This is a genomic window from Paenibacillus sp. D51F (assembly GCF_053345695.1).
On sequence record NZ_JBKFAO010000011.1, the window covers coordinates 63242 to 75572 of the forward strand.

Below are 12331 nucleotides of genomic sequence, written 5' to 3' on the forward strand. Positions count from 1 at the left end.
AGGACGTCGACTGATGGAGAACATGGTTTCCCCACTCATCAAGCCACAGCCAAATAACGCTGTACCGGAAAAGCCGCAATGGGATGATCCGTTTGCGTTCGTTACCCATATAAGCCCGCTTCCGAATAATGATTTTGATTTCATCGACCGGAAGATACAGAGTAACTGGATCACCGAAAGAGAAATAGAGCTGGTTAAGTTCCTCTTTGTTCATCGATGGCTTGTTCTAGCTCAAATAAAGAAACTGTTCTTTCCGGACGTACGGGAAGATACCATTCGAAGAAGAATCGATCGTATGATGAAATTCGGTCTTATCCGGCGCGTCCAGTGGACAAGTTATTCCTCACCAGGTCGGAGCAGACCGAGCATGTACGAACTGGGTGATAGTGGTGCGGATATCCTAAAGTTCCGGTTCGGCATAAACCCAGGACCAAGGGATCCTCGAAGTAAGAAAGCTGCAAGCATGCTGTATCGGATGAGGTATGTCGTCACGAATGAGCTGTACATCAAACTGCGAGAAGCATTTAACATGGTGCATTTCGAATTTCATCCCTCCCTGGTATGGAAAGAAGCACAGGTAATTCCAACAGCAAAATATGCCCTCCGAACACCAGGAGGACGGGAAATGCCGTTCTATCTTCTATGTCATCGAGAGGACGAAAAATGGGTCAAAACGATACGTTTCCAGGCTCGCTTCTTCAAAGAGTATCTCGCTAACGTAGAAAAAGAAACAACCTTAGTCGTATTCGTCTCAACAGACGAAAAAGCGCTGCTGGCTAGCAAGATCATGGAGCAAGAAGGCGTGGGCGCCGCTACCTGGTTCATTACCGATAAAGACATACTGTTCGATAACGTGCACTTGTCAAAAGGATTTTTCTTTTATAACAAAGGCGAGAAGACCTATTACGATTTAGGATAACAAAGAAGGGAGGGGTCGAAGTGTGCTGTATACGATGAAAATCGAATTGCTTACGGACGAACGGCAGCATGGGCAACTCAAACAAGTCATGATGCGTTTCAATGAAGTATGTAATCACATCAGCGAGATTGGCTTTCGGACTCGGACGCATCGCAATAAGATCAAATTATCAAAGGAATGCTACAGCCTCGTGAGGGAAACGTATAACTTGCCTTCGCAAATGGTAGTCCGAGCCATAGGCAAAGTCGTGGAAGGTTACAAATCGGGATCCAAAACTGAACTCAAATTCGGGGAAAATACATCAGTCGTCTACGACACACGGCTTCTTGCATTCAAATGGATGAACAGAGTATCGATATCGACGTTCGAGGGTCGGATAGAAGTACCGTTCCGGGTGACCGGGTATCGACAGGGAACATACGACAGACGGGTAACCGGGCAAGCTGATTTGATTTTGCAGGATAAGAAATTTTACTTGCTGCTGCTGGTTGATCTGCCCGAAGCCTCAAACATTACGTCAATGGAATTTGCAGAAGTAGCGACATAACTAATACTCGTATATTAGTAAGTATATATACGAGTATTCCTGAAAGGCAGGTGAACTCATGAAACGACTGTTCCTGGCGTACGACGATAAAGATTTTGCGGAATGGATTGAGGAAGAATTAACCGAGTATGGACGATTTGTACGCAGCATAGATGGTCTGGATTTCTTTTTCCCGCAATGGAATGCCGTTGTTTCGGCTGATGTGATCATCCTACCGGAGACAGTTATTAAGTCGCAAGAATCGTTTTTGAACCTCTACCACACAGTCAAAACGGAGTCACCGGAAACGGTGTTTCTCCTGATTTATCACCGTGAAAAGGATTCGTTCATTGAACAGTTAACTGCCGAGGGCAATGTGTGTGTCCACTACGATGAACTGGACACCGGTCTGCTAGAAGAACGGTTACGCGGGAAGAAGCCGCTAATCACTGCTTCTACTCCGGTTGTGGCAGAAACACCAGACGATGAAGTGTCTGAAGTGCCGGCAAGGAGGGTTTTGGAAGAAGTACAGGACTCCCTATCTTCTGAACCGCCAGGAATGACTACAGTAGAACGAGAAGCGCCAAGAGCGCTTGCGGAAGTTGAGCTTGCCAAATCGGAGAACATTCAGACATCGAATGAAGTAACGGGCAGCAGCAACCTGGATGAAGCGGCCGAGAAAATTGCCAAAATTGAAGTGATACCCGACTTAGCCAGTCAAGCAACCCAAACAAGACAAGTGGATCTAGCAAACCAAGTTCGAGTTGAAACCGACCCAATCGAGAAACAAAGCGAGAAGGTAATGCACGAAGATTCTTTGGTCGAGACGGGAAGCTCCTTGGCAGTTGAAATTCGGGAGAAACCAAAAATTGATGCTCCAAAATTAAAGAAACGGCGATCTCCAGAAGAGCAGAAAGCGAAACTCCAGAAAATAAAAGAAAGAATCGTTATAGAAGAAAAGATTATCACGGTTCATGTACCTATCCATGTAAGTTCAAAGCTTATCTCTGTTGTTAGTTTGTATCCCCGAGCTGGCGCTACATTTGTTACATCAAACTTCGCTCGGATGCTAGGGGAGAATAAGATACCCGTAGGTGTACTAGAGCCGGTATCCCCCAGCATGGGATCCACCTATTACGAGCTCATGCACGGAGAAAAACGTGCACCGAAAGAGTGGCGGGCTTGGGCTCAACAAATCAAACAGAACGGACATGTTTCTCCCATGTATGACTGGGTCGATCATGGTGTGACTTGGATGCCATCGACTATTGAACCGATGTCACGATGGTCAGAGAAAGATTTAATGGCGTTGCTTATGGCAGCTCGCAAACTCCCCATCGTGCTATGTGACATTTCATCCAACTATCAAGATGATCTGAACCAAATGATCCTCAGTGTGTCGGACGAGATCTGGATTGTTGCCGATGGAGACCCAATACAACTCAATCACTATTTCAAACAAGTGGATTCTTTCATGACAAAATATCCTGAGAAGCCGCTTCGTATTATCGCAAACAAATGGAACTCCTTCATTAAGGATAACGAGTGGAAAGAAGCGATGGCCCATTCGCCGACGGCTCATATTCCAGAACTAGGGCCGGAAGTAATCAAGCAACTTTGGGCAGGTAAGATGGCATGGGACGATTCGAAGCTAAAAAATGTTTTGTCCAAAAGCTTTAAGCCTTTGGCCAAAAACATCTTGCCCAAACAATTCTATGGGCTCTTAAAACAGCAGTATGGGATCGGTGCTAGACTCAGTCACATTTTCAAGCAGATGCAATCGCTGGAGGACGAAAAGAATCCGGCCAAGATGTTATAGAAAGAAAGGAGTGGAAATCATTTATGCGAAAGTGGATATCGTATCTGATAGGCGCTTTATTGATCGCCGGAAGCATATTCGGATTTTCTAAATACATGAAAAGCTATGAATTGAACATCACCATGATGACTACCATTAAGCCGATTCAAATGATTCAAGCAGGCCAATTGATTACCACGAATATGATTAAAACAGTGTCCATACCAACCGTTCAACACATGGAAAATGCTCTTACGAATCCTGAAGACATCATAGGAAAAAGAGCCATTGTTCCGATCGGTGAAGCAGAGGAAATCCTATCGTGGAAAATCGGGGAAGACAACTTATATCCAGGTCCAAAAGAGCAGTACATAGGATTCAAGGTAGATTTTGAACACGCCGTCAACAATATGGTGCGCAGGGGGGACAAAGTAAGCGCATTGGTCGAATATACGCAGCCCAAAGTATATGATGCGTACTCTGGTATGGAGCTCGATGAAACAGAGCAGGCAAGGAGAATAGCCGCCGATCCATCTGCTGATCGTTCGTTCAAAAAAGTCTTTAGTAAGGTCCTCTTAGAAAATCTGACGGTCGCATACATCAAGGACCAGGATGGAAATGAGATTATTGATGCAGGGAATGCTGCAGCAGTTAACCTCGCCATAAACCCTTTTGACCGTGACGAAAATAATCGGGAACGCTATCGCCAAAACGCTACTGGCCAACCGGCTTATATAACCTTTATCATGTCTCAAGCACAATATGAGGACTTTGCAACGGGTGCAAAAGAAGGCACCATAAGGCTCGGACTTCCTGGACAAGAAATGCTAGGAACCATTGTGAGTGAAAATTCCAGCACTGGGCCCCAAAACTCTTCCTCTCCAAGCCCAAGCCCAAGCCCGAGCCAGGCCCCCGCAGCTTCCTCGAGCCCATCTCCAACTACTGATAAAATCCAAACGGAATCCAATGGAGGCTAACATGAAAATCGTATATGCCACCACGAAGCCGCAAATCGCGGATTCTATCTCGACCGTTGTATCTCCAAAAGATGAAATCGTTTTTGCCTATACAGAAGCGGAATTGAAAAAGACGCTAAACAATACGTCCGATCTTGACCATCTCTTCGTCCATGAGGATTTCTTTGGCAGTCAGTATCCATGGGATTGGGCTCATGGCCTTCGAACTTCTACTTCAGCAAAAACAAAAATTACTGTTCTGATGTCGGACGGTTCGGACTCAATTTATCGAGAAATTCTGTACCGTTTAAGCTTGGATTTTCAGCTGTCACTGGTCCCTGGAGCGCTGACGGTAGAAGAGTTGTCTGATGAGATCAAACGAATTCTCTACCCTTCAAAATCCTCGAACCATTCGGAGGATGGTCGTGTGATCAGTTTCATGTCTGCAGCACCAAAAGATGGTTCGACGACCTTGGCCATCTCAACTGCTTTTTGTCTTGCACAAAGGGTACCCGACAAAAAGGTAATCCTGATTGACCTTAACCTCAAGAGTCCTGAAATTCGCGATCACCTGCACATTACATCAGATAAAGGCTACCCGTTAATTCAGGCCGATTGTGATTCTGGCACTCTCGAAGCTCCATCTCTGATGAAAGCTTGTCATAATGTACGAGAAGTACCTAATTTGTATGTCTTAACCGGCATTCAACGTAGGGAGTGGGCGGAGAAAATATCGCTTGAAGAGGTGACCCATCTCATTCGGGTTGCAAAGCAGGAATTTGATGTCATTTTAATAGACGTACATTCCTACCCAGACCAGGCCGCAACCCTTAAAGTCGTAAAAAATGCTGATGAACGAATCGTTGTGGTCCAGCCCCTCATAACCAGTTATCAATCGAGCTGGAACGACTGGTTTAACAGCGTATGGCAGCATTATGGTCTGGCGGAATCCGATTTCCACCTTGTCCTAAATCGCGGCTCCAAGAAATTGCTTGAAAGTTTACAGATTCAAAAGAGCATGGGCTCCAAGGTAGTGTCTCATATATCAAATGCCGAAAAAGGCGCTGGAGTCAGGGCAGTGAACTTCGGGAAGCCGATCTATATGGATCCTGAAAATGATCAATTGGAATTTAAACAAGACGTCCTTCAATTTACAGCTTGGCTTGCCCGAAGAGCAAACATTGAACTTTCCCCATTACCGGCCGACCACAAAGGAGCGCTCAAAGGGAAAACGAGAGGAATGGGTGTACTTGGGTTTTTAAGGTCAGGAGGCAAATAAATGAGTAGCAATATGATGACTCGAAAAATCCGGAAAAAGTTCAGTGTTGTGGAGCACCTTCAAAGCCATAGACAAGAGATCAAAAATGAGCAACTGAAACAGGGGTATTTGCATCGATCCTTGGATGAAGTCGTGAAGATCGTCCAGGAAGCCCTCAAAGCGCCTGACGGATCAGCTGCAGCTCAAGATGAACAAAAAGAAATTATCCATCAGGCCGGCTTGGGTAATCCACTTGCTCAAGAAAGAGTAAAAGCCCTGATTAAGCAAATCATTAACGATAAAATGCTGTATGCAAGTATTGGTCAACTGCAGGATCGGATGAGTCTATCCGACGCAGTCTTTGCGCTTACGGTAGGTGCCGGTTATATCGAAGATTTGTATAAAGGAAAAGACATTGAAGAAGTTCAAGTAAATGATACAGAAATTTATGTGATGAAAGATGGCGTGTCAGTCAAATACCCGAGAAGCTTTGATTCGACGGAACAGGTCATTCGTTTGCAGGAAAGACTTGCTCTTTATGGGAGAGCACGCATCAATGAGCAGCATCCCATCTGTCACACGCACATGTACAACAAGGCCCGGCTAACGATGACTCAAGCGCCTTATTCTGCTTTTCCGACCATAGCCATCCGGAACTTTATCTTGAAGGACCCGAGTCTTCAAAGTCTGGTCGAGAAAGGCACTCTTTCTTTGGAAATGTCCAAACTGCTGAGCTTGTTGGTGAAATACCACGCCTCCATTATTGTAGCCGGTGGGACAAAAACGGGAAAAACCACGACCCTGTATGCTTTGGCCAAGGAGATCCCTCACCTGGAGCGTATTCTTACGCTTGAAACAGAGCACGAAATGATGCTGCATGAACGGCTACCGGGAAGAAATATTGTTGCGTTTCAATCCTTACCTGAGCTCGGGATTACAATGGAAGAGGCATTTAAGCCTCTACTTCGCGAAAGCCCGGATCGGATTGTCGTGGGTGAAATACGGGGAGCCGAAGCATCGCAAGCTGTACAAGCAGCCTTGCGCGGTCACGATACGTTGTCATCGCTCCACTCCAAATACCGGAGCATGATTATTACGGACATCATGGATATGGTCAAGCAGGATGGGCGATCCCATGATGACATTATGCTTAAAAGCCGCATTGCGAGGGCATTTAACATCGTCATTTTTCAACGTTTTTTCAAAGTCAATGAATATAAGAGCAGGAGGGTGATGACCGAGATCACGGAAGTTGTCCCTCGAGAAAATGGAGAAGTTGAAATGAATCCGCTATTTGAATGGGATTGGCGGACTGAATCCTGGACTCGGACGGGGAATAAAATCAGCCCTGAACTCATGGAACATATGATGAACTGCGGAGCTGAAACAAAAGAATTTATCGAATTGGGGCTGCTATAACATGCTCCTGATTAAAGCAGCATTCATGCTAGTTTTTATCGTAGGCACCTATTTCATCATAAGTCCTGTTCTGGAGAGCTTGGCGGTCGGAGTTGTTCTCTTACGGCGAAACCGCTTCTATCAAAAACGGCGAAAAAACGGACGCGGTGTAGAGGACGAAAAGAAGGGATATAAGCATCCCCCTCTCTTTAAAAAGATGGACGAATATCTGAGCATTGCTGAAGTTCGGATATCGACAAACCATCTTTTGGGAATTTGTTTGGTCATCTTTGTCGCATTTTTCCTGCTTTGTTACCAAATCATGCCGAACGTTCCTTATGACCTTATCATTGCATTGTTATTCTCTACTGTCCCACTGCTCTGGTGCTGGTCAAAATATCAAAAAAAGACGCTTGCAATGGCTTCCGTCATGATTCCCACGGTTCAAAACTTTATTGGGTACTTTACGGAATCAGACAACCTGGAAGGGGCTATCTACAAATCAGCCCGGACGGTACCATTTGAAATTGCAAGTGAATGGAATCGGTTAATCATGGATCTCCAAACTGGCGATCGACCGGAAGCTGCTTTAATCCAATTTGCCGATCGAGTAGGGAATGACTGGGCGCAGTATTTCGTTGATATTTTGATTACACATGTCGATACCGGCGTCGATATTACCTCATCGCTATTTAAATTAATCAATGAAATGCAAAACACGATGTATAACGAGGAGAAGCGGATCACGTTGCTTACAGCATACAAGTGGGGAACCGTTATTATGGTCGCTTTATCCGCTTTTGCTGTTTACTTTAACATCAGGATGGATCCGGAAAATTATAAGTATTATTTTCACGATCCAACCGGTGTCAGAGTGGTAACGTTGTCGATTTTCGTGTTGTTTATATCGTTCGTTGCCGCAATAAATATGGGCAAAAAACGCGTATAGAAAGGGGGGATAAAGTTGGTAGTATGGTTAATACAGATCCTTTTTGCACTTGGTGTAGCGCTGGTAGTGATTCCAGTTCTCGCTTCCATCAAAATCAAAAAGCGTCTAAGGCTGCCTGCAGCACGATTCCGAAGGAAGCAAAATTTTCATGATCTCTACCAGTCTTTGATTCAAAAAGAGAACACGAAAAAAGGGAACTACAAAATAGCCCGTCAATTAAAAACGGCAGGGCATCCATATGGAATGCAGGTCTTCCATTTCAGGCTGCTGCAGATGCTGTTGCCGATTGGCATAGCGATTGTTTTGATCGGTATGTATTGCCTGAAAAGTGCAATGAATGATGGTTATACCACGAGCTTTCCGTTAATTGGTTTCATTCTTTTCGTTATTCTTTTTTATGCAGCACCCTCCCTTCTTCTTATGTTCTTTGCTCATAAAAGGAGGGAAATTCTCGCCTATGAAATTGTTCAATTTTCACACCGCTTAGTTGTTTGTATAACGGATAAGATTCCGTTGTATTACGCGATAAGGAGGGCAGGACGGACTAGCAAGGTGCTCAAGCCGTATGTGGATGAAATGCTGATCGATTGGATGGATAACCCTCGAGAAGCCATTAATCGGTTTGGGGATCATGTTGGCATCAATGAGGTTTTACCAGTAACAAACACGCTCTTAGCCAGCTGGAACGCACCTCAAGATAAGATCATTGAGCTATTCCACCAACAGATTAGGAATATTGATACGATGCGAGACTTTCATGTGAAAAAGAAGATTGAAGCTTCACCGCTTCGTGTTACCTTCGTCATTATGATCCCCTTCATCGTGGCCTGTATTTTAACCATGCTTCCGTGGTACAGAAGTTTTATCGCCATCATGCAGCAGACCTTCTAGGACTGGGGGACAAAATGGACAAGTTGATTATTACCATCGTCGTTTCCATAATTGCAATCGGAATCACGTTCTTTATATTCAACAACCCGAATGGCATTGGGGCAGGTCTGGACCATGGAGCCAATAACACTAAAGAGAAGATTATCAATGCTACATCAAACCAATAACCAAATTGAGAAAAGGGAGATAAGGACATGGACAAATTAATCGTACCGTTGATCGTTTGCATATTGTTGGTGGGGGCCTGCTTCTATATGTTTAATAGCGGGAACGGCATTAACACCGGCGTAAACAACGGATCTCTACGCGTTCATAATAAGGTGACTGATTTTGACTACAGCGGCAGCGTAGCTCCAGGTTCCGGACAAACATTGCCGACTGGAGATTAATAGAGAGGAGGAAAAGGAATGGACAAATTAATCATACCGCTCATTGTCTGCATTCTCTTGGTGGGAGGCTGCTTCTACATGTTTAACAGCGGAAGTGGCATCAACACTGGCGTAAACAACGGATCTCTGCGCGTTCACAACAAGGTGACTGATTTTGACTACAGCGGCAGCGTAGCTCCAGGTTCCGGACAAACATTGCCGACTGGAAATTAATAAATGGATAAGCTGCCCATTATCATCATTACGGCAATCATCTGCGTTGGCGTATCCGTGTGGATATTTGGGGGAGATAGTGGCCTTAGCAAAAGCCTTGGCGATGGTTATAACCATCTAAAAGATGAAGTGCGCACTTACGGGTATGCACCTGGGCCATGAGATCGAAAGGGGGAGGGGAGACCCTCCCTTATCTTCTAAGGAGGTGAAGGAGCTTGAAGCGGCTGAAGACTTGCTTTTCTAAATACTTGGGAAACGAAAAAGGAGTCATGGACCTGATCGTACTCTTAATCATTCTGCCCATATTCCTATGCATCACGCTGAGTTTAGTCGCTTATTTCAGTTTCATGATGCGTCAAGCTAAAATCGACGATGTAAAAGACCGCGCTTTACAAATGGTCCAAACACAGGGCTATTTTACTTCGGAAATCGAAGAAGATTTGAAAGATAAGCTTGCCACTCTGGGGTATCCCGAAGTGACCAAGAACGGCATAACCTATCCCTCTTTTACGGGAAGCACAAGAACCAAGGTCTTTCGTGACGATCCGGATCCGACGGTCAAGCTAGTCATTCAATACCCAGCCACTGAGCTAAACCGGATTTTCATACTGCTTGGGGGAGGGATGTCGAGTGAAGATCCAGGCTATTTCCGGTTGGAAGGGTATGGACGAAGTGAAAAATATAATTAAGCCAGGCAGGTTAGGGAATCAAGAAGGTGGTATTTCCATCATGCTCATAAGTCTGTTTGCCATGATTTTTTGTGTCGCCATTTTAGTCGTCTGTATGGATTATGTATCGCTCTACAATAAAACCAACAAATTAAAAAATGATCTCAATGCGGCCGTTCATGCTGCTACGCTATCTTATGATAAAGATCAGCTGACGGCTGGTTTCTTTAAACTTGACACGACAACCCTCGGCTATAGGGCTCAAGATATGTTCTACAAATACCTTCAATTAAACATGAATCTTGATAGTCAGAATAGGGCACTCCCTGGAAGCCGCCTACCCAATCAAGCCATTGTAAATGTGGATGAGCTTTTATATGTGGACAGCGTAGCTAACGTGGTCACGAGCCTAACCGATAAGCAAAGCAATTGCTCCTATGATTCAAACACTCATATGGTAAACTGCACCGTTTTACTGAATGGAGGATCAGACAAAGAAATATCCAGAACGATAAATCAGAAAATAATCGGCCCTTCTATTGTGGCCATCATAAATACGTACCATAAAGGACTAGGTGTCCTCTCGGATGAACCTCTTTTGATTCCAGCCGTGCAAGAAGTTGATCTTACAATAAGATAAGAAATTATTTGGTGATATGGGAAGGTTGTAATATAATAATATTAGTTAATATATTAGTATATATATTAGATTACATACAGCTATTGGGTTGAACACTATAGAGAGAGAAGGTGCTCCTACTCTTGAATATAAGGGAAGCTATAGGTCGAGCAAATAGTGATAGTTGCGAGTTCTCAATGGTAGTTGATGTTCTATTCTCCTGTCTGATGTTACGGGATCCCCTAACAGCAGCTCATTCCCATCATATGGCCGGCTTAAGCTTTCGTCTCGCTAAGCATTTCGATTGCCAGAATGCAGCCCTTTATTATGCAGGTGCTTTAACACACGATATCGGCAAATTAGGTATGCCAGACGCGGTTTTGAAAGGTAAAGGTATTCTGAGTGAAGAGGAGCGTGAACTACTTCGGCAGCACGTCACGGACGGCTATGATTTGCTTCGTTTTCATAAGATGCCACCTACGATGTTGGATATCGTCCTTTATCATCATGAACGTTTCAATGGATCGGGCTATTTATTGGGACTGTCAGGGCAGCAAATTCCACTTGCCGGACGAATAGCTGCTATAACCGACACTTACTCCGCTCTTACATCGGATCGACCGTATTCCAAGGCTGTGTCGCATGAAACGGCCATAGCCATTATGGAGAAGGATGCAGAGCAGTTTGATCCTAAAATTCTTGAGGTATTCATCCACATGTCGGACTTTAAACGGCCTAATTGAATGCACGGGCAATACCGAAGTAAACAGAAGTGAATCAATTGGAGGGAATTAAAATGAACAAACTAGCCATTGGATTGACAGCATTCGTAATTGGAGCCATGGGTGCTATGGGGCCTCTGAAGAGTGCTGCAGCTGCAAGTAATAATGCCATCATTCAGCCTAAGCTTTCCATTGAAGTTCTTGTCAATGCCCGTAAAGTACAATTCCCAGATTCGAAACCTCAAATGGTAAACAATACGGTTCTTATTCCGCTACGCTTTGTGTCGGAGAAGCTCAATGTGAAGCTTTCTTTAAGCGGCAAAGCCATCACGATGGTAAAAGGTGACAAAACCGTTAAGCTGACAATAGGAGCAAAGACGGCGAGTGTGAATGGAAAAACCATTACCCTGGGAGCATCTGCAACGGCAACCAATGGCCGGACTATGGTCCCTCTTCGTTTTATCAGCGAGGCTTTTGGAGAGACAGTTGAGTGGGACAATATTACTCAATTTGTATGGATCGGTAACAAAGAAGTTCCCAAAGTTGAGGATCTCACGACAGCAGTAGATATAAAGAAATACAAAAGTTATTACGGCGATAGGGATTATCTTCTTAATGCTTATACAGAGCAGCAAGGAAAAATCAGTCTTAATAAAGCCTTGGTCTTAAGCTCTAAAGATCTCCCATTCAAAATTGGACCAACTACATACTATCGGTTTGATTTGGCCAATAGTAAGTCCGGCGAGAAATACATTCGCGCAACTTCTACCGACCATACTGCTATTGGCCTGCAGCTTCTTTACTTAATCTCTGATAGTCCTGCAAGATTGAGAATGAGTGTCAGCGATTGGGATGAGGGGAACAAAGAAATCAGTGTCCGATACACTCCAATTACATCTAGGGCTGATCTGGATCAACTCAGTGTTTCTAATTGGAGCAACCTTAAGCCGACAGATATTGACTATTTGCATATCACAAGGGGTATTCCATTTGCTGTTCTCTTAAAACCTGAGTGGAGTGAGTAA

At 44.4% G+C, this 12331-nt stretch carries 14 protein-coding genes; all 14 read left to right on the forward strand.

What is annotated here, in order from left to right; all coding sequences use genetic code 11:
• Positions 1-13: 13 nt before the first annotated feature.
• Positions 14-919 (forward strand): replication-relaxation family protein, encoded by a 906-nt coding sequence (locus ACLBWT_RS18430; RefSeq protein WP_447664591.1) that lies wholly within the window; start codon positions 14-16, stop codon positions 917-919.
• Between the two features lie 22 nt (positions 920-941).
• Positions 942-1466, forward strand: a complete 525-nt coding sequence (locus ACLBWT_RS18435; protein ID WP_447664592.1) for a hypothetical protein — start codon at positions 942-944, stop codon at positions 1464-1466.
• A gap of 58 nt (positions 1467-1524) precedes the next feature.
• Positions 1525-3264 (forward strand): hypothetical protein, encoded by a 1740-nt coding sequence (locus ACLBWT_RS18440; RefSeq protein WP_447664593.1) that lies wholly within the window; start codon positions 1525-1527, stop codon positions 3262-3264.
• Positions 3265-3287: 23 nt separating this feature from the next.
• Positions 3288-4220, forward strand: coding sequence for a hypothetical protein (locus tag ACLBWT_RS18445; RefSeq protein WP_447664594.1), 933 nt, complete (start codon positions 3288-3290; stop codon positions 4218-4220).
• 1 nt (position 4221) lies between these two features.
• Positions 4222-5478 carry an AAA family ATPase gene (locus ACLBWT_RS18450; RefSeq protein ID WP_447664595.1) on the forward strand — a complete coding sequence of 419 codons (1257 nt, stop codon included), beginning with the start codon at positions 4222-4224 and terminating at the stop codon, positions 5476-5478.
• On the forward strand, positions 5479-6876 hold the full coding sequence (locus tag ACLBWT_RS18455) for an ATPase, T2SS/T4P/T4SS family (protein ID WP_447664596.1): 1398 nt from the start codon (positions 5479-5481) through the stop codon (positions 6874-6876).
• Between the two features lies 1 nt (position 6877).
• Positions 6878-7804: a type II secretion system F family protein gene (locus ACLBWT_RS18460; protein ID WP_447664597.1), complete on the forward strand. Its 927-nt coding sequence runs from the start codon at positions 6878-6880 to the stop codon at positions 7802-7804.
• A 15-nt stretch (positions 7805-7819) separates the two neighbouring features.
• Positions 7820-8695, forward strand: a complete 876-nt coding sequence (locus ACLBWT_RS18465) for a hypothetical protein (protein WP_447664598.1) — start codon at positions 7820-7822, stop codon at positions 8693-8695.
• Between the two features lie 194 nt (positions 8696-8889).
• Positions 8890-9084 (forward strand): hypothetical protein, encoded by a 195-nt coding sequence (locus tag ACLBWT_RS18470; RefSeq protein WP_447664599.1) that lies wholly within the window; start codon positions 8890-8892, stop codon positions 9082-9084.
• 18 nt (positions 9085-9102) lie between these two features.
• Positions 9103-9297, forward strand: a complete 195-nt coding sequence (locus ACLBWT_RS18475) for a hypothetical protein (RefSeq protein WP_447664600.1) — start codon at positions 9103-9105, stop codon at positions 9295-9297.
• A 215-nt stretch (positions 9298-9512) separates the two neighbouring features.
• Positions 9513-9986, forward strand: a complete 474-nt coding sequence (locus ACLBWT_RS18480; protein WP_447664601.1) for a hypothetical protein — start codon at positions 9513-9515, stop codon at positions 9984-9986.
• Positions 9928-10605 (forward strand): hypothetical protein, encoded by a 678-nt coding sequence (locus ACLBWT_RS18485; RefSeq protein ID WP_447664602.1) that lies wholly within the window; start codon positions 9928-9930, stop codon positions 10603-10605. The genes ACLBWT_RS18480 and ACLBWT_RS18485 overlap by 59 nt, the downstream gene beginning before the upstream one ends.
• A gap of 122 nt (positions 10606-10727) precedes the next feature.
• Positions 10728-11327, forward strand: a complete 600-nt coding sequence (locus ACLBWT_RS18490; protein ID WP_447664603.1) for an HD-GYP domain-containing protein — start codon at positions 10728-10730, stop codon at positions 11325-11327.
• Positions 11328-11380: 53 nt separating this feature from the next.
• Complete coding sequence (locus tag ACLBWT_RS18495; RefSeq protein ID WP_447664604.1) at positions 11381-12331, forward strand: copper amine oxidase N-terminal domain-containing protein; 951 nt, start codon at positions 11381-11383, stop codon at positions 12329-12331.

Excerpts from the sequence above, each read along its gene's own strand:
- ACLBWT_RS18475 (WP_447664600.1), top strand. The coding sequence starts at position 9,103 with ATGGACAAATTAATCATACCGCTCATTGTCTGCATTCTCTTGGTGGGA.
- ACLBWT_RS18460 (WP_447664597.1), top strand. The coding sequence starts at position 6,878 with ATGCTCCTGATTAAAGCAGCATTCATGCTAGTTTTTATCGTAGGCACC.
- ACLBWT_RS18430 (WP_447664591.1), top strand. The coding sequence starts at position 14 with ATGGAGAACATGGTTTCCCCACTCATCAAGCCACAGCCAAATAACGCT.
- ACLBWT_RS18455 (WP_447664596.1), top strand. The coding sequence starts at position 5,479 with ATGAGTAGCAATATGATGACTCGAAAAATCCGGAAAAAGTTCAGTGTT.
- ACLBWT_RS18445 (WP_447664594.1), top strand. The coding sequence starts at position 3,288 with ATGCGAAAGTGGATATCGTATCTGATAGGCGCTTTATTGATCGCCGGA.
- ACLBWT_RS18440 (WP_447664593.1), top strand. The coding sequence starts at position 1,525 with ATGAAACGACTGTTCCTGGCGTACGACGATAAAGATTTTGCGGAATGG.
- ACLBWT_RS18470 (WP_447664599.1), top strand. The coding sequence starts at position 8,890 with ATGGACAAATTAATCGTACCGTTGATCGTTTGCATATTGTTGGTGGGG.
- ACLBWT_RS18495 (WP_447664604.1), top strand. The coding sequence starts at position 11,381 with ATGAACAAACTAGCCATTGGATTGACAGCATTCGTAATTGGAGCCATG.
- ACLBWT_RS18450 (WP_447664595.1), top strand. The coding sequence starts at position 4,222 with ATGAAAATCGTATATGCCACCACGAAGCCGCAAATCGCGGATTCTATC.